Source organism: Paenibacillus nasutitermitis (genome assembly GCF_014641075.1).
Lineage (GTDB): Bacteria > Bacillota > Bacilli > Paenibacillales > Paenibacillaceae > Paenibacillus_Z > Paenibacillus_Z nasutitermitis.
The window spans coordinates 1-22,055 of sequence record NZ_BMHP01000008.1 but is presented as its reverse complement, the minus strand read 5'-3'; the positions used below and the strand labels follow the sequence as shown (position 1 = coordinate 22,055).

Annotated in this window: 19 protein-coding genes, 1 rRNA gene, 1 other RNA gene and 1 other annotated feature; of the genes, 20 read left to right on the top strand and 1 reads right to left on the bottom strand. The window is 51.9% G+C overall.

Annotation, left to right across the window (positions count from 1 at the left end):
* The first annotated feature begins 178 nt into the window (after positions 1–178).
* Positions 179–451: a binding site (T-box leader), on the top strand.
* Positions 452–587: 136 nt separating this feature from the next.
* From argS (IEY46_RS31015) to argS (IEY46_RS31005), 3 genes are all read left to right on the top strand, one after another.
* Positions 588–2,303 carry an arginine--tRNA ligase gene (gene argS / locus IEY46_RS31015; protein ID WP_188999115.1) on the top strand — a complete coding sequence of 572 codons (1,716 nt, stop codon included), beginning with the start codon at positions 588–590 and terminating at the stop codon, positions 2,301–2,303.
* An 82-nt stretch (positions 2,304–2,385) separates the two neighbouring features.
* Positions 2,386–2,874 carry a YwiB family protein gene (locus tag IEY46_RS31010; protein ID WP_188998696.1) on the top strand — a complete coding sequence of 163 codons (489 nt, stop codon included), beginning with the start codon at positions 2,386–2,388 and terminating at the stop codon, positions 2,872–2,874.
* 53 nt (positions 2,875–2,927) lie between these two features.
* Complete coding sequence (gene argS, locus IEY46_RS31005) at positions 2,928–4,607, top strand: arginine--tRNA ligase (protein WP_188998693.1); 1,680 nt, start codon at positions 2,928–2,930, stop codon at positions 4,605–4,607.
* 42 nt (positions 4,608–4,649) lie between these two features.
* Here the strand turns inward: argS (IEY46_RS31005) and IEY46_RS31000 are convergent, their stop codons facing one another.
* A complete protein-coding gene (locus IEY46_RS31000; RefSeq protein WP_229750665.1) occupies positions 4,650–5,783 on the bottom strand; it encodes a S8 family peptidase in 1,134 nt (377 codons plus the stop codon).
* Between the two features lie 345 nt (positions 5,784–6,128).
* Here IEY46_RS31000 and rpoE point away from each other — a divergent pair, with 345 nt between their 5' ends.
* From rpoE to IEY46_RS30915, 17 genes are all read left to right on the top strand, one after another.
* Entirely contained in the window at positions 6,129–6,698 is a 570-nt protein-coding gene (gene rpoE, locus IEY46_RS30995; protein WP_188998690.1) for a DNA-directed RNA polymerase subunit delta, read from the top strand.
* Positions 6,699–7,027: 329 nt separating this feature from the next.
* Positions 7,028–8,632, top strand: a complete 1,605-nt coding sequence (gene pyrG / locus IEY46_RS30990; protein WP_188998687.1) for a CTP synthase — start codon at positions 7,028–7,030, stop codon at positions 8,630–8,632.
* A 136-nt stretch (positions 8,633–8,768) separates the two neighbouring features.
* On the top strand, positions 8,769–9,167 hold the full coding sequence (locus IEY46_RS30985) for a response regulator (RefSeq protein ID WP_188998684.1): 399 nt from the start codon (positions 8,769–8,771) through the stop codon (positions 9,165–9,167).
* 607 nt (positions 9,168–9,774) lie between these two features.
* On the top strand, positions 9,775–10,629 hold the full coding sequence (gene fba / locus IEY46_RS30980) for a class II fructose-1,6-bisphosphate aldolase (RefSeq protein ID WP_188999110.1): 855 nt from the start codon (positions 9,775–9,777) through the stop codon (positions 10,627–10,629).
* A gap of 166 nt (positions 10,630–10,795) precedes the next feature.
* On the top strand, positions 10,796–12,055 hold the full coding sequence (gene murA, locus IEY46_RS30975) for a UDP-N-acetylglucosamine 1-carboxyvinyltransferase (protein WP_188998681.1): 1,260 nt from the start codon (positions 10,796–10,798) through the stop codon (positions 12,053–12,055).
* A gap of 112 nt (positions 12,056–12,167) precedes the next feature.
* Positions 12,168–13,529, top strand: a complete 1,362-nt coding sequence (rho, locus tag IEY46_RS30970; protein ID WP_188998678.1) for a transcription termination factor Rho — start codon at positions 12,168–12,170, stop codon at positions 13,527–13,529.
* Between the two features lie 18 nt (positions 13,530–13,547).
* Entirely contained in the window at positions 13,548–14,798 is a 1,251-nt protein-coding gene (locus IEY46_RS30965; protein ID WP_188998675.1) for a radical SAM family protein, read from the top strand.
* 126 nt (positions 14,799–14,924) lie between these two features.
* Complete coding sequence (gene rpmE, locus IEY46_RS30960) at positions 14,925–15,122, top strand: 50S ribosomal protein L31 (protein ID WP_188998672.1); 198 nt, start codon at positions 14,925–14,927, stop codon at positions 15,120–15,122.
* Between the two features lie 82 nt (positions 15,123–15,204).
* Positions 15,205–15,606, top strand: a complete 402-nt coding sequence (locus IEY46_RS30955; protein WP_188998670.1) for a hypothetical protein — start codon at positions 15,205–15,207, stop codon at positions 15,604–15,606.
* Positions 15,607–15,684: 78 nt separating this feature from the next.
* Positions 15,685–15,949: signal recognition particle sRNA large type (ffs, locus tag IEY46_RS30950), an RNA gene on the top strand.
* A 153-nt stretch (positions 15,950–16,102) separates the two neighbouring features.
* Entirely contained in the window at positions 16,103–17,557 is a 1,455-nt protein-coding gene (locus IEY46_RS30945) for an ATP-binding protein (RefSeq protein ID WP_188998668.1), read from the top strand.
* Positions 17,558–17,745: 188 nt separating this feature from the next.
* Positions 17,746–19,566 carry a DNA polymerase III subunit gamma/tau gene (dnaX, locus tag IEY46_RS30940; RefSeq protein WP_188998665.1) on the top strand — a complete coding sequence of 607 codons (1,821 nt, stop codon included), beginning with the start codon at positions 17,746–17,748 and terminating at the stop codon, positions 19,564–19,566.
* A gap of 118 nt (positions 19,567–19,684) precedes the next feature.
* Complete coding sequence (locus IEY46_RS30935) at positions 19,685–19,996, top strand: YbaB/EbfC family nucleoid-associated protein (RefSeq protein WP_188998662.1); 312 nt, start codon at positions 19,685–19,687, stop codon at positions 19,994–19,996.
* Between the two features lie 150 nt (positions 19,997–20,146).
* Positions 20,147–20,746 carry a recombination mediator RecR gene (recR, locus tag IEY46_RS30930; RefSeq protein ID WP_188998659.1) on the top strand — a complete coding sequence of 200 codons (600 nt, stop codon included), beginning with the start codon at positions 20,147–20,149 and terminating at the stop codon, positions 20,744–20,746.
* 304 nt (positions 20,747–21,050) lie between these two features.
* Complete coding sequence (locus IEY46_RS30925; RefSeq protein WP_188998655.1) at positions 21,051–21,353, top strand: DUF2508 family protein; 303 nt, start codon at positions 21,051–21,053, stop codon at positions 21,351–21,353.
* Positions 21,326–21,589 (top strand): pro-sigmaK processing inhibitor BofA family protein, encoded by a 264-nt coding sequence (locus IEY46_RS30920; RefSeq protein ID WP_188998653.1) that lies wholly within the window; start codon positions 21,326–21,328, stop codon positions 21,587–21,589. Before IEY46_RS30925 ends, IEY46_RS30920 begins: the two co-directional genes overlap by 28 nt.
* 309 nt (positions 21,590–21,898) lie before the next feature.
* A 16S ribosomal RNA gene (locus IEY46_RS30915) occupies positions 21,899–22,055 on the top strand; the annotation flags it as partial.

Below are 22,055 nucleotides of genomic sequence, written 5' to 3'. Positions count from 1 at the left end.
TCCTTCAATAGAAAGTGATAATTCCCGTTATTCAAGCCAGTATAGCATAAGCCCGCCGTGGCGCAAGAATGGCGGCGGCAATCTCTTTCCTGTTGCGGCAGGATATGATTCACCCTTTATAGAACGTCCCCATCCCCTTGCAATTTTCCCCTGGATGCATATAATAGAAAAAAACAGCTTACAAGCGATGAACGGGACAGTACTTTGCATAGCGCTGCAAGCAGCGAGCCGGGATGGTGAAAGCCGGTGCAGCCAGGCATGGGAAGCGGGCCCGGGAGTTGATTGTCCGAAAGAGCGTTATTTTGCCCTAGTAGGATAATCCGGTCACCCCGTTACCGTGTTCAAGCGGCCCCTCTTATGACCATGGAAGGCGTTCGGCTACCCAGCCGTCACCTCTTAAGCATGAAGGGCGCCAGAAGAGTGGTACCGCGGACTAACCTCCGTCTCTTTACAGAGACGGGGGTTTTTATGTTTTTTTTGGAGTCTATCTTTACCAGGCTTATGCTTCCGATGTGAGTTTTCTTGTTGCTTAAGGAGCATAGTCAAGGAGATACAAGAAAACTCTGAGGAGGAGAATAAAAATGAACCTGTTGCTGAAGTGGGCGGCGGAGCGGCTGCACCCCCATACGGAGCTTTCGAAGGCTGAGCTTGCCGCTGTTTTGGAGCTGCCCCCGGACCCTTTGCTTGCCGACGCGGCTTTTCCTTGTTATCTGCTATCCCGAAAGTGGAAACGCCCTCCTGCGGTGATTGCCCAGGAGCTTGCGGAGCTTGTCCACGATCCTTCGGCGGGCGTTCGTGCAGAAGCCAAGGGGCCGTATCTGAATCTGTTTTTTGATCCAGCCTATTGGGCGGCGCAGCTGCTTGACACCATCCTGGATCCGGAATACGCCAAATCTTCGGAAGGAGCGGGACAGCGGGTGGTGATTGACTTATCCTCGCCGAATATCGCCAAACCTTTTGGAGTGGGGCATCTTCGCTCTACGATGATCGGAAATGCGCTTGCCAATCTCTACCGCTTCTCGGGCTATGAGGTGATCACGGTCAATCATATCGGTGATTGGGGCACGCAGTTCGGCAAGCTGTTGGAAGCCTATGCCCGTTGGGGCGACGAGGCGGCGTTGAAGCGAGAGCCCATCCGCGAGAGCCTGCGCTTGTATGTCCGCTTCCATGAGGAAGCGGAGCTGGATAAGTCGCTGGAGGATGCGGCGCGCCGCTGGTTCTGGAAGCTGGAGAACGGGGACGAGGAAGCGGGTAAGCTGTGGAACGTTTTCGTTACCTTCAGCATGGAGGAATTTCAGCGGGTCTATGCGAGGCTGGGGGTGTCCATGGACTACACCCTTGGAGAAAGCTTCTATAACGATAAAATGGCTGCAGTGGTCAAGCAGCTCACGGAGCAGGGCCTGCTTGAAGAGAGCGATGGCGCGCAGGTTGTACGCCTCGATGAAGAAGGAATGCCGCCCTGTCTCATTCTGAAATCCGACGGCACGACCATTTATCCGACGCGTGATTTGGCTACGGCCTTATACCGGAAGCGGGAGATGAGAGCTGACCGCCTTCTGTATGTCGTAGGAGCAGAGCAGAAGCTGCATTTCCGGCAGGTGTTTTCCGTGCTGAAGCGGATGGGAATGGAAGGGGCGCAGCACTGCGAGCATATCGCCTTCGGTCTGATGAAATTCGGCGGGCGCAAAATGTCCACACGCAGGGGACAGGTGATTTTCCTGGATGAGGTGCTGGATGAAGCCGTAGCCAAAGCCGAGGCTATTATCGCAGGGAAGAATCCGGAGCTTACCGGGCGCAGAGAGATTGCCGAAGCGGTCGGGATCGGCGCCATTGTGTTTGGCGATTTGAAGCATAACAGGCAGCTGGAGGTTGATTTCTCGCTTGACGAGGCGTTGCGTTTTGAGGGGGAAACCGGCCCTTATTTGCAGTATACTGCGGCGCGTGCCTGCAAGCTGCTGGACAAAGGGGGCATGACCATGGAGGAAGCGGCTCAGGCTGTGAAGGAGGGAGCCCTCCGGGGGCAGACCGGTTATCTGGCCTTGCCGGCCGCGTGGACTTGTCTCAAAACGCTGGCCGCTTATCCGCAGGCTGTCCGTGAGGCCGTCCGGGCCAACGAGCCGTCTCTTGCCGCCCGGTTCTTGCTCCAGGCAGCCAAGGATTTCAACCGGTTTTACCACCAGGAGCGGATTATATCGGACTCGCCCGACGAAACGCGCGCGAAGCTGGTGCTTGTGGCGGCATGCGCCCAGGTCATCCGCAGCGGACTGGGACTTCTGGGTCTGCAGTCGCCGCGGCAGATTTAAGTGCTGGCCTTGGCCGGCATTGAAATCCTTGTTGCTCCTGTATATAGTAAGTATCAGAAGAAGCAGGACAGGAGACAGGGCGATGACAGGCAGAGCGAAAGTGCAGATTACGCTGACGAGCGAGCTCGATGGGGAGCGGCAGACGCATGCTTTCATCGGTGAATGGTTCCGCAAAGACCGCACCGTATATGTCCGCTATGAGGAGTCTGACGAGAATGGGCAGGTGCGAACCTTAGTACGCTGGCGGGAAGGCGAGCTCAGCGTGAAGAGGCACGGGGATGTTGAATCGGATCAGACCTTCGCAGCCGGGATGCGCCGCGTGGGGCATTATACATCCACGCATATCCGCTTTCAGCTCGAGACGGATACAACGCTGCTATGGATGCAGTGCGGGGATATGGCTACGGGCAATCCTCTGGGGAAACCGCAGGAGGAACCGATGGCGCCGTCCCTCCCCATGCTGCTGGAGTGGCATTACAGGCTGTGGGTCGACGAACAGCCGACCGGAATGTTCATCGTCCGGCTGCATGCGGAAGAACAGAAAGATAAGCCCGCCGGGGATAACGTCTGAAGAATAGAAGAAAATCATGTTGGTTTTGTGAATGATGAAGGAGAGTTGTATATATGGAAGGAAATACGATAGATCGATTGAATACGCTTGTTAAAGAAGCGATAGCTGACGCCGTGGTGGCCGCGGGACTTGCCTCCCGCGAGGAGCTGCCCCTCTTTGTGCTCGAAGTGCCCAAGGAGAAGTCGCACGGCGACCTGGCTACTAATGCAGCCATGCTCCTGAGCAAGCTGGCCAAGAAGAATCCGCGCCAGATCGCTCAGGAGATACTCGCTCATCTGGATAAAGGCAAGGCCTCCATCCAATCGGCAGAGATTGCCGGTCCCGGCTTTATTAATTTCCGGATCGACAAAGGCTATCTTTATCCGGTTATCAGCGAGGTGCTGGGACAAGGCGAGAATTATGGCCGCGTAAACACCGGGGGCGGTCAGTCTGTACAAGTGGAATTTGTCAGCGCCAATCCCACGGGGAGCCTTCATCTGGGTCATGCGCGGGGGGCCGCAGTAGGCGATGTCCTTTGCAATCTGCTGGACTATGCGGGTTACAAGGTTACCCGTGAATATTATATTAATGATGCGGGCAAGCAGGTAGCCAATCTGGCCTACTCCATTGAAGCGCGCTACAAAGAAGCGCTCGGGCAGGAAGCCCAAATGCCGGAGGACGGCTATTACGGCGAAGATATCATCGGTTTTGCCAAGGCGCTGGCCGAGTCGGAAGGCGACCGGCTGCTGGCGCTGCCGGACGGGGAACGTTTTGCTTTTTTCCGCACCTACGGCCTGGAGCGGGAGCTGAGCAAGATCAAGCGCGATCTTGGGGAATTCCGCGTTGAATTCGACGAATGGTACAGCGAGACGAAGCTGTATGAGACCGGTCAGGTCGAACAGGCGCTTGAGGCGCTGCGCGAACGGGGCCAGGTATTCGAGGAGGAAGGCGCTACGTGGCTGTCCACAATGCCATACGGCGACGACAAGAACCGCGTGCTGGTAAAGAATGACGGGTCTTACACCTACCTGACACCGGATATTGCGTATCATCAGAATAAGTACGCGCGCGGTTACGACCGGATGATCAATATTTGGGGTGCCGATCATCACGGGTATATCCCGCGGGTCAAGGCGGCGATGGCTGCCCTTGGCCACGATCCGCAGAAGCTGGTTGTGCTGATCGCCCAAATGGTCAGCCTCTTTCAGAACGGCGAGAAGATGAAAATGTCCAAGCGCACCGGCAAAGCGGTTACGATGGAGGATCTGATGGCGGAAGTGGGCATCGACGCCATTCGCTATTTCTTTTCCATGCGCAGCATGGATTCGCATTTGGATTTTGACATGGATCTGGCCATTTCGACATCCAATGAAAATCCGGTGTTTTATGTGCAGTATGCCCATGCGCGCATCTGCAGCATCTTCCGTCAGGCACAGGAGCAGGATATTCTGATCCAGCCGCCGGCCTCGGTTGATCTCACCAAGCTGACGACTGAGCATGAATTCGATCTGCTGCGCAAAATGGGCGAGCTGCCTCAGGAAATTGCCGATTCGGCCGAGCAGTATGCGCCGCACCGGCTTGTCCGCTATGTCTATGAGCTGGCCTCGCTCTTCCACAGCTATTACAAGGCGGATCGGGTGATTACCGAGGATGCAGCCCAGACGCAGGCGCGTCTTGCGCTGCTTGCGGCCGTCCGGACCGTGCTGTCAACCGTGCTGCGTCTGATTGGCGTCTCCGCCCCCGAACGGATGTAGCAGCAGCTCTATCTGCGGCTTAATTATTGAAAAACCGCGAACCTACCGGTCCGCGGCTGCGATCATACGCATTACATCCAGCTCCCCGGTCAGTCGGGGAGCTTTTGTGCCTCGCAGTGGGAGCATGGAACGTTTCATGATGGCTTTAATCTCGGCCGGGGCAAGTCCCGGCTGGTAAGCCAGCAGCAGCGCGATGGCCCCGCTGACATGAGAGGTTGCCATCGATGTGCCGCTCATCTCATGATATTTTCCGCGCAGCCAGGAGGACAGAATCTTCTCTCCCGGGGCATAGATGTCAATATGGATACCGCGGTTGCTGAAAGGCGCAATACGGCGTAGGCGGTTAGTTGCTCCCACGGAAATGGTTTGCGGATATTTAGCGGGGTAATCGACGGATTTGCGTTTCCCGTCATTTCCCGAGGAGGCGACAATAATAATACCGGCGTTGAAGGCGTTTGTGACTGCATGGAGCAATGACTTGCTGCGCGTTTTCATGCCGAAGCTCATATTGATAATATTCATCCGGCTGCGCACGCACCAGTCGATGCCCATGATAATGTCGGATACAAATGCGCTGCCGTTGTGGTCGAATGCTTTAACCGGATAAACGGTCGATCTCGGAGCGACGCCGATCATGCCACGGAGCTGGTTGGCGGCAGCAATCGTACCCGCGATATGTGTCCCGTGCCCATTGTCGTCATGCGGCAGCGCAGCACGGTTAAGCAAATTAATGCCTCTGGCAAGCGAATGCTTCAGATCGGGATGGCTGAAATCTACGCCGGTATCAATCACTCCGATTTTGATCCGGTGGCCTGTTGTCGTGCTCCATGCATGCGGAGCTTTAATCTCCTGGACGCCCCAGGGAATCCCTTTCTCGCGGCCGGTCTGCTTGAGCGCGGTGCCGTCAACGGCAAGCAGGGGATCCTCTTCCATCAGGATGTCTTCGCGGGTAGGGGCATCCAGCTGTTCATCGCATAGGGATAACGAGAAGGCTTCAATTAAAGGAAGATGTCTGGGGGCGTGTTCATCGCCAGGAAGCACGCGCAATTCCGACCATTCCTGGAGGAAGCGCAGATAGTCGTTCCGCCGTTTAAAATGGATGATGCGGCGCTTGGTGCAAGACGGGGACTGGGCGGGCGGGCGTTGCAGCAGGCGGAGAATTGCGGTTCGGTCCAAGGTCACGTCTCCTCCCGGTGGACTGTGCTGGAGTATTGTATGATGGAGGACAACAAGCCGTATGAGCGAGTGACCTTTTTTCGTATAATTAGGCTGAATATCCGTGTCATTCGCCGCGCGTTTACATAATATAAACCAGGAGTCCTTAGCGGCTCCCGCATCCCGGGTGGGCAGCAGCCGGATCATCCGGAAGGATACAGTCAAAGCGAAGGGTTGACCTTCGCTTTTTCTTTTTGCGTACGGAAGGGCCAGGCGCTTGCTTTTTTGAAAGAAATAAGTTTTACTATAAGTTGATAATGGAAAGCTGGATAGTTTGTAGTAGATTGAGATGAGAGGAAGTGTCCAATGAGCAGCGAGATCACCTTGAAGATCGATCCTGAACGCGTCAAGGAAATGCCAATGGTTGATTTGGCTTTTGAACTGCTTAAAGCGGCGAATACGCCGTTTTATTATCGGGATATCATGATGGAAATTGCCAAGATACGGGGCTTGTCTCAAGAAGAAACCAACCAAGTGATTGCGCAAGTATATACGGAAATCAACATTGACGGACGTTTTGCCTGCGTCGGAAACAACACCTGGGGGCTCAAGCGCTGGTATCCGGTGGAACGCTCCGAGGATCCGGTTGGCAATGCCAAGCGTCCCCGCATTATCAATGATGATGATGAGGATGACGAGGTGTATCCGGACGAGGAAGAAGAAACCTACACAGCCGAGGAAGAGGATTTCGACAGCTACGATGAAGATCAGGAGATCTTTGACGAGTCGGAAGAGGAAGCCGAGGTTGATGAAGAGGTCTTGATCGACGACGAAGAAATCGATGAGGACACGGACGACGCGGACGAGGATGAGGTGTCGGAGGAAGAGGATTCCGATGACGCGGAGGATTTTGAAGACGACGACGAGGATAAGTAGATCCCGGAACCTTTCATTTTTTTAAGGTCGAACGGTGCTTCTTCTTGTCTTGACAGAGGATAGCCGTGAAGAGTAAACTATTGCATGGGCTTTAAGTTCGCACATGCAAGTAATAAGCCAACCTTAGAAAGTGCCCCGTCTATACGGGTGTCACTTTTTTCTTTTTTTTGCTCTTTTTCAAAGTATAAGAGGGTATAAGCTTCCATCATACTTTGCTTGAAATTCGAAAGGGAAAGAGTCTGTTTCGGCGCAAAAAACGGCGCAGTTGTTTCTTCTTGAGGAAATAGGCAATCCTATACTTTAACATCCTAGCATGGAGGGTATCATCAGTGACCAAGTACATTTTTGTAACCGGCGGTGTTGTGTCGTCTTTGGGTAAGGGCATAACGGCAGCATCGCTTGGCCGATTGCTCAAGAACAGAGGCTTGAAGGTAACGATTCAGAAGTTCGATCCGTATATTAATGTGGACCCGGGAACGATGAGTCCTTATCAGCATGGGGAAGTGTTCGTAACCGACGACGGTGCGGAGACCGACCTTGATCTTGGCCACTATGAGCGCTTTATTGACATTAACCTGTCGAAGAACAGCAATGTGACGACAGGCAAGATCTACTCCTCCGTGATTACTAAGGAGCGGCGCGGTGAATATCTAGGCGGTACGGTGCAGGTTATTCCGCATATAACCAACGAAATCAAGGAACGCGTGTTCCGCGCGGGCAAAGAAACGGGATCCGATGTGGTGATTACGGAAATCGGCGGCACGGTCGGGGATATTGAAAGCCTGCCGTTTCTGGAAGCGATCCGTCAGATCAAAAGCGATATCGGACGCGAAAATGTGATGTATATTCATGTGACGCTGATTCCATTCATCAAAGCGGCTGGCGAAGAGAAAACAAAACCGACCCAGCACAGTGTCAAAGAACTCAGAAGCATCGGCATTCAGCCGAATGTGATTGTGTGCCGGACCGAATATCCGCTTGCGGACGAGCTCAAACGCAAAATTGCGTTGTTCGGCGATATCGACGCGAGTGCAGTTGTAGAATGCCGCGATGCTTCCACATTGTACGAAGTTCCGTTGAACCTGCGCGAGCAGGGGCTGGATGAGATTGTCGTCAATCACCTGAAGCTGACGACGCCGCCGCCGGATATGACGGAATGGGAAGATCTGGTGACGCGTGTCAAACAGCTGAGCCGGACAACCGAGATTGCCATTGTCGGCAAGTACGTTGCGCTGCATGATGCTTATCTCAGCATAGTGGAATCGCTCAGCCATGCCGGCTTCGATGCCGATGCGGATGTGAAGCTGCGCTGGGTGAGCGCGGAGGATGTCAATGAGGATAATGTGGCGGACAAGCTCGAGGGCATCCATGGCATTCTCGTCCCTGGCGGATTCGGCGACAGGGGAATTGAGGGCAAAATTACAGCCATCCGTTACGCCCGCGAGAACGGAATTCCCTTCTTCGGGATCTGTCTGGGCATGCAGGTTGCGGTCATTGAGTATGCCCGCAACGTAACAGGGCTTACTGATGCGAACAGCTCGGAAATCAACCCTTCCACCAAATACCCGGTTATCGACCTGCTGCCGGAACAGAAGGATATCGAGGATTTGGGCGGCACAATGCGTCTTGGCTTGTATCCTTGCAAGCTTGCCACAGGCTCCCTTGCCGAGCGTGAATATAATGATGAGCTGGTGTATGAGCGCCACCGCCACCGGTATGAATTTAATAATGAATATCGCGAGCGTATTGAAGCAGATGGACTCCGCATTTCGGGAACCTCGCCTGATGGCCGGCTTGTGGAGATGATTGAGCTTCCTGATCACCCATGGTTCCTTGCGGTGCAATTCCATCCGGAATTCACTTCCCGTCCGAACCGTCCGCAGCCGTTGTTCCGCGGATTTGTTAAAGCCGCCTTGCAGCGATCGGAGCTGTAGGGGGAAAGTTGTATTTTTTCACTTTTTTTCCAACAGAAGAAGGATATTGAATACCGCTACGCGAATAAACTAACGATTGTGGGAGAGTTGTACCAATCGTGCGGCAGCATTTAGCGCATTCGTAGGAGGGTTCGAGTTGGATAAGAAGAAAGTGTTAATCGTCGACGACCAAAATGGTATTCGAGTCTTGCTGATGGAAGTTTTTAGCAGTGAGGGTTATGTAACCTTTCAAGCCTCTAACGGCAAACTGGCGCTGGAAATCGTAAGAAATGACGCGCCGCATCTCGTCTTGCTGGATATGAAGATTCCAGGAATGGACGGATTGGAAATTCTGAAGCATATCAAGGCGATCAACAAAGACATCAAAGTGATTATGATGACCGCCTACGGGGAGCTTGACATGATCAAGGAAGCTACCGACCACGGGGCATTGATGCATTTTACCAAACCGTTTGATATCGATGAGATCAGAATGGCCGTGAATTTGCAGCTTCGCGGCGGGGAATCCAATAATTGGTACGCAGTAGGGTCCTGAATCATATTCAGGGCTTTTTTTTTCGCCTGCCTGCCGGGAAGTGGACCTGTTTACCGCCGTTCGGGCAGGCTCAGATACAATTCGCGCTCCTAACCACGGAGCCAAGCGTTTCAAAGACCTGTACCAAACAATAAACGGTTGTGGTATACTAGCGGGGTATAACAAGCAGAACCGTGATTTGATTTAAGATTGCCCGTGAGAGTGCTCCCGCTGCCGGCCTTTTCTAAAATAACAGGTGGACGGGCCTCGCCGCCCTTTTTTTGATATTTTTGCGGGAACGCTATAGTCGCATCAAGCGTCCAGCCAGTGACTGGCACCCTCGCAGCAAGCATAAACTCCGTTCCCTTGGCATGTCAGGTAAGGAAAGTCTATGCGATAGACCCCACCTGACTTCCAAAAAAGAAGGAACACCCCTTACCGATGCCTCATAGGCAACGGGCCGTTTTTTCTTGTCCCGCGGATGTTTATGATTGAATAGAATGGCGCGCAGAAGAGAGAAGCACCGCACATGCCAGAGCCGATGCTTCAACAAGCCCCAGCCTGTTTCTTTACGGCTGATTGTTTGGAGAAGACTTGGCCAAAAACATTTAGGAGGAACAGAGAACCTATGCCACTCGTATCGATGAATGAATTTTTACCGAAAGCCAAAGCAAACAAATTCGCAGTTGGTCAGTTCAACATGAATAACCTCGAGTTCGCGCAAGCGATCGTGGAAGCCGCAATGGAAGAGAAATCGCCATTTATTTATGGTGTTTCCGAAGGCGCCTTGAAATACATGGGCATCGAATTTACCGTTGCCATCGCAGAAGCCGCTGCTAAAAAATCCGGCTTGCCGATTGCCCTTCATCTTGATCATGGCAGCAGCTTTGAAGTCGCCATGAAATGTATCCGCGCAGGATTCTCTTCGGTTATGTTTGACGGTTCTCACTACGGACTGGAAGAAAACATCGAATTGACCAAGCAGGTTGTTAAAGCCGCTCGCGCAATGGGTGTTTCCGTTGAAGGCGAACTTGGAACAATTGGCGGGGTTGAGGATGACCTGAGCGTTGATGAAGCTGATGCTACGATGGCCAAGCCTGAAGAAGCTATCCGCTTTTATGAAGAAACCGGTGTGGATTGCCTGGCAATCGCAGTAGGTACCGCCCATGGTATGTACAAAGGCGAACCAAAAATCCATTACGATATTATCCAACAAGTAGCTGATGCCATTCCGGTACCAGTTGTTTTGCACGGCGGATCCGGTGTTCCCGATGAGGCCATTCGTCTGTCGATCGCTGCCGGCGTAGGCAAAATCAATGTTAATACCGAGAACCAGGTCGCTTGTACAGAAGCCATTCGTCAGGCGCTTGAAGCTAGTGCTACTGTCATTGACCCGCGTAAATATTTGACTCCTGCCCGCAATGCGATGAAAGCAGTTGTGCAAGAGAAAATCCGGCTGTTCGGCAGCAGTAATCAAGCGTAACTTCCGGAGCATGGAGTAAACCGCCACATAAACCCCTTATGAAACCGATGCCCTCTTTCACTCAAGTTCCCGTCATATTAAAGTATGAGTAACGGCATCGGATGTTCTTCAAAGGATGCGGCGGTTTTTCCTTTGCTCCCTTCCGAGTGGGAGGATAATGAGACTGATGGAAAAATTAATGATACGCGGCGGTATACCGCTGCGCGGCACCGTGCAGATCAGCGGAGCCAAAAACAGTGCGGTCGCACTGCTGCCCGCCGCTATTTTAGCGGAGTCAACGGTTGTTTTGGACAATTTGCCGCTTATCAGCGATGTGGCGGTGTACAGTGATATCCTTCGGGAGCTGGGCGGAACCGTTACCAGAAGCGGGGATGCGATTTCGATTGACCCATCAGGCATGCAATCGATCCCGATGCCTAATGGAAAAGTAAAGCTGCTTCGTGCCTCCTATTATTTGATGGGTGCCATGCTTGGCCGTTTCGGCGAAGCGACGATCGGTCTTCCCGGTGGCTGCAATTTCGAGCCCAGGCCCATCGAGCAGCATATCAAAGGATTTGAAGCCCTTGGCGCAAAAGTGACAAATGACCATGGTTCGGTTCGGATTGTAGCCAAAGAACTGCGGGGCGCAAAGATTTATCTGGATGTTGTCAGTGTTGGAGCGACCATCAATATTATGCTTGCGGCCTCCCGGGCCAAAGGCTCCACGATTATCGAAAACGCGGCAAAAGAGCCTGAAATTATAGATGTAGCTACTCTTCTAAACGCCATGGGCGCGAAAATTAAAGGAGCCGGGACGGAAACGATCCGTATTGAGGGAGCAGAAAGCTTGCATGGCTGCCGTCATTCGATTATTCCCGACCGCATTCAAGCGGGTACTTACATGATTGCCGCTGCAGCGACACGCGGCGATGTGTTGATTGATAATGTCATTCCCAAACATATGGAGGCTGTTACCGCCAAGCTTCAGGAAATGGGCGTTCATGTGTATGAAATGGATGAATCGATTCGGATCGTCGGTCAAGCCGACTATGAAGCAATCGATGTTAAAGCACTGGTGTACCCCGGATTTGCCACCGACTTGCAATCTCCAATGACCAGTCTGCTGACCCAGACGAAAGGCGTTAGCATTCTGAGTGATTATATCTACAGCAACCGGTTCAAGCATGTTCCCGAATTAATGAGAATGGGCGCCAACATCCGGTTGGAGGGACGTTCTGCCATCGTAGAGGGCGGACCGCTCACAGCTGCCAAAGTCCGTGCCGCCGATTTGCGGGCAGGAGCGGCGTTGGTTGTGGCGGCTCTGACCATTCCGGAGGGCGTGTCGGAAATAACCGGCGTGGAATATATCGACAGAGGCTATGACAATCTGGTAGATAATTTGCGGATGCTGGGTGCCGATGTCTGGCGCGAGCAAGGGCAAGAGTAAGCTTTTTACAAGAGGAAGCCGAATCGGCGCTGGAATATACCAGGCCGATTCCGGCAATGATGGATGGAATAAGATGCATTTTTTTTGATCATTGAAAAGAAGTGGTGATAATATGTCCGATCTTCAGATCGCCGATCTGGAAGAGTTGAAACTGACCGAGCTGTACAAGCTTGCCAAACAGTTTCAGATACCGTATTACGGTACATTGAAGAAGAAAGAATTAATTTTTGCTATTCTGCGTGCGCAAGCCGAGCAAGGCGGGCTTATGTTTATGCAGGGTGTATTGGAGATTTTATCTGAAGGGTACGGATTTCTCCGCCCGATCAATTACTTGCCGAGCACGGAAGACATTTACATCTCAGCGTCCCAGATTCGCAAGTTTGACCTTCGGACAGGCGACCTGGTTTCAGGCAAATGCCGCCCTCCCAAGGAGAATGAACGTTATTTTGGTCTGCTGCAGGTCAACGCCGTTAATGGAGAAAGCCCCGAACAAGCTGGAGAACGCCTGCATTTTCCTGCCCTTACTCCTCTGTTTCCAGAAAAGAAGATGGTCCTTGAAACTTCCCAATCCAAACTTTCCACGCGTATTATGGATTTGCTCGCCCCAGTGGGACTCGGTCAGCGCGGACTTATTGTCGCACCGCCGAAAGCAGGCAAGACCTTGCTGCTCAAGGAGATTGCCAACAGTATTTCAACCAACCATCCAGAAATCGAACTGTTTGTTCTGCTGATCGACGAGCGACCGGAGGAAGTAACGGATATGTCGCGTTCTGTCAAAGGAGAGGTTATTGCCTCCACGTTCGACGAGCTGCCGGAGAATCATATCAAGGTAACTGAGCTGGTCTTGGAAAGAGCGCTTCGTCTGGTTGAGCATAAGAAGGATGTTGTTATTCTTATGGATAGCATTACGCGATTGGCTCGCGCCTACAACCTCGTCGTTCCGGCTTCAGGGAGAACGCTTAGCGGCGGTATCGACCCTGCTGCGTTTCACCGTCCGAAGCGGTTTTTTGGATCGGCTCGAAATGTGGAAGAGGGCGGCAGCCTGACGATTCTGGCGACGGCGCTTGTGGAAACAGGCTCGCGCATGGATGATATTATTTATGAAGAATTTAAAGGAACAGGCAACATGGAGCTTCATTTGGACCGCAAGCTCGCAGATCGTCGTATCTTCCCCGCGTTGGACATCCGCCGCTCGGGAACAAGACGCGAAGAAATGCTGCTTACCAAGGAAGAGCTGGATAAAGTATGGGCCATTCGCAAGAATATGAATGATTCGATCGAATTTGTCGACGGATTCCTCAAGAAGCTCGCCGACACCAAGACGAACGAAGAATTTCTGGCCTCGCTGGATATATCGGCAATGGGGCAGCCGCCTAAGCGGCCGCAAAGCAGCCATTCTTCCGGCTCCGGGAGCAGCGGCACGGGAACGAGCGCGACACGGCGCCCGACCACTCGATCGACGCCTGTCTCCTAAGGAAAGAAGGAGGACATCATGAATCTCGTATATGCGGACGAACAAGGCAACTTGTTCGATCATCCGGATTGGTTGGCGCTTGGAAGAAGCGGCGACATGGTCACTGAACTTATGGACGATGAATTGATTCCGCTGCCTGAAGGTGCGACATTGGTAGGCTTGCCCTATACCCGGCCAATTGGCATTCATGCGGCCTCCGGTGAAATGAGGCCGCTGCCCGGTGACTTCCAGGCCGTAGGAGCGCTCCTTCCACAGGGCTATACCCGATTGTGCATCCCAAGCTATATGAAGACAGACAAGACGCAGAAGCTTCCCTTGTTCGGTTATTCGGCCGTGGTCTGGAAAGAGGACGGTTTCTATGTGGCTGCACATAAATCGGATGATCCTGAACGCTGGAATCCGCTGAATTGCGATCCCGAGGAACTGAATCTTCAGGTTGACCGTCTGCTTGCCAAATATCCCGACAACCGTCTTTACAAGCATTTGTCCCATTGTGCGCAAGGCTATGAATGCCTGACCGCATCCAATACATTTTTGCAGCGCTGGGAAGGCGCGGTACCGGTATCGTTTTCCTGCAATGCAGGCTGCTTCGGCTGTATTTCCGAGCAGCCTGACGACAGCGGGTTCCCTGCTCCGCAGACAAGAATGAACTTCAAGCCGACTGTCGACGAGATTGTGGATATTATGCTGGAGCATCTGCATTCGCCTGAAGCGATTATCAGCTTCGGCCAAGGCTGCGAAGGCGAACCTTCGACCCAGGCCAAGATTATCGTGGAAGCCATGCGCCGTGTTCGGCAGCAGACGCAGCTGGGATATATCAATATCAATACGAATGCCGGGTTGACCGATCATATCCGCGCTATTGTGGATGCAGGATTAAATCTGATGCGGGTGAGCACCATCAGTGCATTGGATGATCATTACAACGCATATTACAAGCCTCGCGGATATGATTTGCGCAATGTGGAGAAGTCCCTTCGTTACGCCGCGGATAAAGGGGTATATACGTCTATTAATTACTTGATTTTCCCTGGCGTCACCGACCGCGAAGAAGAGATGGAAGCAATGATTGGCTTCATCAAACGGACGGGGCTTCGATTTATCCAAATGCGCAATCTGAACATCGATCCCGAAAGCTATCTGGAGCTGATCCCGGCGCCGCAGGGCGATATTTACGGAATGAAGCAGATGCTGGATATCTTTGCTGAAGAACTCCCCGATGTAGTAATCGGCTCCTACACGCATGTGCCGCCGATGCCGGTCAAGTAGAACGGAGCGCTCGTAACGGGATTAGGAATGGCATTGCATGATTGATGGCACGCATGTTATACTACTTGAGTGTGTATTTTAACTCTGGGTCCGCCTGTGGCTCAGGGCAGAAAGAGGTGTATACGAATGAAACAAGGTATTCATCCGGCCTTTCACGTCACTACCGTTACTTGCGCTTGTGGAAACAGCTTCGAATCAGGTTCGATTAAAGAGAACCTGCGTGTAGAGATCTGTTCCAACTGTCACCCATTCTTTACGGGTAAGCAAAAGTTCCTGGATGCTGGCGGACGTGTCGACAAATTCAAGAAAAAATACGGCATCTAATTCCAATGATCCGTTTCTGTCTATATTTGGCAGAATACAAGAACCTCCCTCAGCCATCCTATGGTTGAAGGGAGGTTTTTTTATGGAGAAGTCACGCAAATTTTCGCAGGCCGCCGCAGGATTGGCTCTGCTTCTCATGATCGCCGTGATAGGCGGATGTGGCATCAAAAAAGACAGCAGCAACAATATGAATACCCGATCGTACGGACATGACGGGTATCTGGGCATTTCCAACAGCAACCCTCATTTGCCCAACCGGAACGGCAATGATCTCAATTATGGTTCGGATGGGAATTTCGCGGAACGTAAGCTGAAGGAAATTCGCGGAGTGGCGGATTATACAATCATCATCCAAGGCCCTAAACTGAAAGTGGCGGTGAAAGCGGCCCGAAATGTTGATCCCGCAAGTCTGGAAAGGGAAGTTTTGTCCACCCTGCAAGCCAATATGCCCCGTTATGAAGTGTCGGTAACGACAATGAAATAATTTGACGGGAAGATACGGATGATAAGCCAATCTTCTTGCAGTTGCACTTTGGGACAGAACACGCTATAATTATTTCTGCCGTGCTAGACGGGGAGGTAGCGGTGCCCTGTAACTCGCAATCCGCTGTAGCGAGGTTGAATTCCTGTCTGAGGTTGTGCCATGCGGGGCTGGTTTTTAGGAACGGTGTTGACGGTTTGGTCCTCCGCAATGAACGCTTGTGAACTCGGTCAGGTCCGGAAGGAAGCAGCCGTAAGCGGGTACGTTCATGTGCCGGGGGAGTGCCTGACCAGAGCCGGAAATAAAATTGCCGCCCGGGTTGCACGTATCGAAGACAGGTGCGCGGTTCATCATTTAAGTATCAGCCACCGAATTAAACGACAAACATCCATGCGAAGCTCAATATGGCTTCGCGAGGATGTTTTTTCTTTTTTTGCAGGAATTTGGTAATTATGGAACGAAAGGAAGTAGAAGTAAAATAAAAAAAGAGGGGATCAACATGTACAAAGCTCCATCCTTACCGGTCGGCACTATGAGTATGGACACGCTTGATGAGTATTCCAGTCATCTGCCCGGGGCTATGGTTCTGGTCCTTGATGACGAGGGTGTCATCACACAATGTAACTCCTTGTTTCTGAACGAAACCGGCTACGCTTCCTCCACGATCCTCAAACGGGACATCGCTGTACTATCCGATAGTCCCTTATTCAACACCCGAATGGTCGATAATGCCCTCAGTATTGGAAACCGCAACATATTCAAACCGGAACCGGCCCATCTGATCATGGCAAACGGTGAAATTCTCATCGTTCATGTCATGCCGCTGCGAATGGAAACGGGCCAGGGTCTGCTCCATTTGCTGCTGTTGTTCAATCAGGAACCGGTCAAAGAAGGAAATCTGATCCAACGCTTCGGGGAAACGATGCTGACGGATGATCATCTCGGAGCCATTCTGCTCCATCCCGCCGATTCCATTATTCTGGATATCAGCCCGCTCGCATGCAGACTGCTTGGTGCTCCAAAATGCAGCATCGTTAATGAGCCGCTGCATCACTTTTTTGCCTCCACGAAGGAATACAAGCTGATACAAAATGCGCTTGCCGGCGGTCCCGCTGTACGGAATCACCCAATGACCTGGTTGCATAGAACCGAGCAGGCCGGGCAGACCGAACTGCTGATGGATGTCGGCCTGTTTCATAGTCCGCTCGGCCTGGTGGAAGGCGCCTATATCCTGTTCAAGGATGTCACCAATCTGCGTTCGCTTGAAGAGCAGGTTCAGCGGAGTGACCGCCTGGCCATGATTGGCCAGATAGCAGCGGGAGCCGCGCATGAGATCCGTAACCCGCTCACGGCGATCAGAGGGTTTTTACAATTGTTTCAAAAAACGATGACCGTTCGCGGAATGAGCAAGGAAGTCGAATATACCGAGATTATGCTTACGGAGCTGGACCGGATCAACAGTCTGGTCGGAGAGTTTTTGATGCTGAGCAAGCCCAGACACAAAATGCAGAACCATATTCATATTGATGCCGTACTTCGGGACATCATGCCGATGGTCTCGAGCGAGGCGCTGCTTCATGGCGTGACCGTATCCTGGGAGTGGGAACCGGGGCTTCCTTTTGTGACGGCAGATCCGGAAATGCTCAAGCAGGTATTTTTAAATATTTGCAAGAATGGTATAGAAGCAATGAATATCGGGGGCGACTTAACGGTTTATGCACAAATGGAAGTCAACAGCGAAGGAAGATGGCTGGCGGTTGACATCCAAGATACCGGACCTGGTATTCCCTCTTCCATGCTGAATAAAATATTTGATCCGTTCGTCACCACCAAAGCAAATGGAACAGGGCTTGGATTATCCGTCTGCCAGCGGATTGTGCATGATTTTGGGGGGATAATCAAGGCGGCTACCCGGACAGAGGGCGCGCTATTTACGGTGATGCTGCCCTGTTGAGCTTTGGATATAGACCCGCCGCATCATCGCTAATGATCCAATGCCATGCTGTAAACGCACCCAGGGAGGCGGCATGCTTCGAAAGAAGGAAAGAAACACCGGAGGTTAACGGTTTTTTTGAAGGACAGGTTCGTGTATAATGGAAATACTGGGCATTGCCCACCAATGAGCCGAAAGGAACGGTCCGTGTGACACATATCGCTTTATATCGCGCCTGGCGTCCACAGACGTTCCAGGACATGGTTGGCCAGCAACATATAATCCAGACGCTGCAGAATGCAATACGGGAAGACCGGGTTTCGCATGCTTATCTGTTTAACGGTCCCCGGGGGACCGGTAAAACAACGGCAGCCAAAGTATTGGCAAAAGCGATCAACTGCGAGCGGGGGCCCGCGCCGGAGCCATGTAACGAATGCGAGGCTTGCCGCGGTATCACCGCAGGAACCGTGATGGATGTCGTGGAGATCGATGCCGCATCCAACCGCGGGATTGATGAAATTCGGGATATCCGCGACAAGGTCAGATATGCCCCGTCCGAGGTACGCACCAAGGTTTATATTATCGATGAGGTGCATATGCTTACCACGGAGGCGTTTAACGCTCTGCTCAAAACGCTGGAGGAGCCGCCGGGACATGTCATGTTTATATTGGCGACAACGGAACCGCACAAGCTGCCGGCAACCATCATTTCACGCTGCCAGCGCTTTGACTTTCGTCAGGTTTCGCTCCCGGAGCAGACGCAGCGGCTGCGTCAGATATGCGATGAAGAAGGAATTGGCGCGGAGGAAGAGGCTTTGGCCTATATTGCGCGTCTTTCCGATGGTGGAATGCGCGACGCCATAAGCCTGTTGGAACAGGTTTCCGCTTATGGGGGCGAGCAGATTACACTCTCAAATGCGGTCGAAGTAACCGGGGGGCTCGCGGCTGAGCAGTTCAGCCAACTGGCAGAAGCTGTGCGGGACCGTAATGCGGGAGCTATCCTTCCCCTTGTGGAAGGTCTGATGCAGGCGGGAAAAAGCGCGGACAAATGCCTCGAAAATTTAGTATACTATTTTCGGGATCTGCTTGTGATCAAGCTGGGACCAAATGGAGTGGCAACGACGGAGAGAATCGTCGATCAGGAGCCGTATCGGGCTATGGCCGAAGCGTTCACCTCGGAGCGGTTATTCCGCATGATTGATGTATTGAATCAATATCAATCCGAAATCCGTCATGCAACGCTTCCTCAAACGATCTTTGAAGTCGCTTTGATGAAGATTTGCACCATACCTGAAACTGCGGTTTCAAGCACATCAGGCGATCACGCGGCAACAGAAGCGAATAAGATGTCCTCTGCAGCGGCTCCTTCGGCTGCAGCTTCCGCAGATCTGATGCGGATGCAGCAGAGGATCGATACGTTGGAGCGGAAATTGGAACAGCTGCTGCGTTCGGGCGTACAGCCTACCGGCGAAGAAGCCAAAGGCACTGCCGCCGAGGGGACAGGCCAGTCACGCGGCAACAACAGCAGAGCCAGCTTCGGCAGCCGGGCCGGTGCTTCCCCTTCTTCCGGTGGAGCTGTGCGGTCAAATGTGAAGCTGGAGCCATTTCTTGCTGCGGCTGATGGACAAGCGATTGCTCAGGTGCGTATGAAGTGGAGCGAGATTTTGCAGCGTGTCAAGGAAATGCGCATAACCGTGCATGCCTGGCTGGTGGATGGGGAACCGGTATCCGCCGCAGATCATACACTGCTTATCGCGTTCAAGAATACCATGCACCGCGAAACAACAGAGAAGCCGGCTAACCGTGAAGTCATTGAGAAGGTGCTGGAGGAATCCTTTTCGCGCCCTGTGCGTCTGGCAACGGTTATGCTCAAAGAATGGCAGTCCGCATCCGATTCAGCGCCGGCATCTTCCGCAGAGACACTGGTCCTGCAGCCTGATGAGCAGGGTGGACCTCCAGCCGAACCGGAATGGGTCGAAGAAGCGGTCAAGCTGTTCGGCGAGGATCTTGTGGTCATCAAAGACAAATGACGGTTGAAGGATTTCCCGCAGGAATGGCGCAATTGATACTTCTTAAATACCAGAAAGAATCCGTTGCATGTCATCATCCACAAATTCCATTACCAACAAACATAAGGAGTGTTACGCAATGAACAACATGAACCAAATGATGAAGCAAGTGAAGAAAATGCAGGAGCAAATGCTTAAGGCGCAAGAGGAATTGGGCACCAAAACCATTGAGGGCACAGCTGGCGGCGGCGCGGTTACGGTCATCGTAAACGGCCACAAAAATGTACAGAGCATTGTCATCAAGCCGGAGGCTGTTGATCCGGATGATGTTGAAATGCTGCAGGATCTTGTCATGACTGCCGTGAACGACGCGATCACCAAAGCCGATGAGCTGGCGAATAAAGACCTGGGTAAGTATACGGGCGGAGTGAAAATTCCAGGTTTGTTCTAAATTCGCTTCACCTGCGGCAAGCATGCGTAAATGGCAATAGCTCGGATGAAGAAACTTGTATCGTCGTCAGAGGATGCAGGTTTCTTCTTGATTAAAGGCAGGGAACGCCCAAATCCGATTTGGGGAAGTTGAAATAAAGGAGCTGCGTCTTTGTATTATCCCGAACCGATAGCCAAACTTATCGACGCTTTCAGCCGACTGCCGGGGATCGGTCCCAAAACGGCTGCCCGGCTTGCCTTTCATGTTCTGAAGATGAAAGAGGACGATGTTATTGATTTTGCCAAGTCATTGGTCAGCGTGAAACGCAATCTTCATTTTTGTTCGGTTTGCTGCAACATCACGGACATTGATCCATGCCGGATTTGCCAGGACAAAAGCAGGGATGATGCCGTGATTTGCGTCGTTCAAGAATCAAGGGATTTGGTGGCAATGGAAAGAACAAAAGAGTATCAAGGTCAATATCATGTTCTGCAGGGAGCTATCTCGCCGATCGAAGGTATTGGACCTGAAGAGATCCGGATAGCCGAGCTGCTAAGGCGGCTTAGCGATGAGCGGGTACAGGAAATGATATTGGCGACCAATCCTAATATTGAAGGTGAAGCGACCGCTATGTACTTGTCACGGCTTGTCAAGCCTTTCGGTATTAAGGTAACCCGTATTGCGCATGGGCTGCCGGTTGGCGGCGACCTGGAATACGCCGATGAAGTAACGCTTTCCAAAGCGCTGGAAGGCAGAAGAGAATTGAACTGATTTATTTCTATCTGATCAACGGCTGACAAGGCCGCCTTTAAGGCAGCTGCCCTCCTTTCAATATCGAAACCCTGTGAGCGAAGGCATATTCACAGGGTTTTCTTCACCTTTATAGAATTTATACGTTTCACTCTTATAAATTCTATAAGGTGTAAGGGAAGAAACTAACTTAGCCTCCAGAGGACGGTGCAGCCGTTTCTTCTTAGTTTTCGTTCTGTTTTCCGGTGTTCTTTCATAAATCTGTACTACATGCTAAATCAATCGGGCATGGACACAGTGGACAAGCGGAAGGGGAAAAACGAAAATGTGGGATAAATGGCTGCAACAACGTCAAAGAGCGGCATTGGCAGAGAAAGAGAACAAACTGAAGCAGGAGATGCTGGAAATTTATGATGAGATACTTGTTGCAAAACGCGATTGGGACAACGCCCTGCGTCATTTTGAATATGCCCTGGGCAAAGATCAGACCGATTACGCGATCTTTGCCATCGAAGCGGCCGAGAAAAGATATGAAATGCTGTTAAGAAAAGCCAAAGCATTGAATGGGGACTGGTGCGAGTCCGTAAGGGGGATGGCGGTATGCAAACCATATGGCTTGTCTTATTGATTGTTTCATCTTTGCTGCTCGCAGTTGTTATATTGAGAAACCAAATATCCTGGTTGTGGTTCCGCCGTTTTGCGCTTCATCTTATCGCAGCTGCCGCTGCGCTGTACCTGCTCAACTATTCCGGAGTTGTCCCAGGCATGGAGGTGCCGCTTAATCCGGCTACGATCGGCACGGTCGTCCTGCTCGGGCTGCCGGGTATCATGCTGGTACTGGGGCTGCAATGGACGCTGTTCTAAACCTTCTGCGAAAATAGCTTGACCGCGATGCGAGATCTATGTTAAATTACTCTTTGCGTCATATACGACCACGAAATTGAAAAAAACAATTTAAAAAAAGTACTTGCAATCAGCTAGGCGGATGTGATATATTAATCAAGTCGCCGCTGAAACGTAGCACGACAGCTTACAAAGCGGGCAAAGCCTTATGCAGCCTGCAAGAAGAAGCATTTGTTCTTTGAAAACTGAACAATGAGCGACCTGTCAAACAGGTTTTAAAGAATGAGCTGTTTTTAGCTTATCTGTAAGCTATGAGATCTTCGGATCTCTTTTATGGAGAGTTTGATCCTGGCTCAGGACGAACGCTGGCGGCGTGCCTAATACATGCAAGTCGAGCGGACTAACGGGTTCCTTCGGGAACTCGTTGGTTAGCGGCGGACGGGTGAGTAACACGTAGGCAACCTGCCTATAAGCCTGGGATAACATC

Bases quoted from the DNA above. Each gene is read 5' to 3' on its own strand.
- IEY46_RS31010 (WP_188998696.1), top strand. From the start codon at position 2,386: ATGACAGGCAGAGCGAAAGTGCAGATTACGCTGACGAGCGAGCTCGAT.
- argS (WP_188998693.1), top strand. From the start codon at position 2,928: ATGGAAGGAAATACGATAGATCGATTGAATACGCTTGTTAAAGAAGCG.
- rpoE (WP_188998690.1), top strand. From the start codon at position 6,129: ATGAGCAGCGAGATCACCTTGAAGATCGATCCTGAACGCGTCAAGGAA.
- fba (WP_188999110.1), top strand. From the start codon at position 9,775: ATGCCACTCGTATCGATGAATGAATTTTTACCGAAAGCCAAAGCAAAC.
- murA (WP_188998681.1), top strand. From the start codon at position 10,796: ATGGAAAAATTAATGATACGCGGCGGTATACCGCTGCGCGGCACCGTG.
- rho (WP_188998678.1), top strand. From the start codon at position 12,168: ATGTCCGATCTTCAGATCGCCGATCTGGAAGAGTTGAAACTGACCGAG.
- IEY46_RS30965 (WP_188998675.1), top strand. From the start codon at position 13,548: ATGAATCTCGTATATGCGGACGAACAAGGCAACTTGTTCGATCATCCG.
- rpmE (WP_188998672.1), top strand. From the start codon at position 14,925: ATGAAACAAGGTATTCATCCGGCCTTTCACGTCACTACCGTTACTTGC.
- IEY46_RS30955 (WP_188998670.1), top strand. From the start codon at position 15,205: ATGGAGAAGTCACGCAAATTTTCGCAGGCCGCCGCAGGATTGGCTCTG.
- IEY46_RS30945 (WP_188998668.1), top strand. From the start codon at position 16,103: ATGTACAAAGCTCCATCCTTACCGGTCGGCACTATGAGTATGGACACG.
- IEY46_RS30935 (WP_188998662.1), top strand. From the start codon at position 19,685: ATGAACAACATGAACCAAATGATGAAGCAAGTGAAGAAAATGCAGGAG.
- IEY46_RS30925 (WP_188998655.1), top strand. From the start codon at position 21,051: ATGTGGGATAAATGGCTGCAACAACGTCAAAGAGCGGCATTGGCAGAG.
- IEY46_RS30920 (WP_188998653.1), top strand. From the start codon at position 21,326: ATGCAAACCATATGGCTTGTCTTATTGATTGTTTCATCTTTGCTGCTC.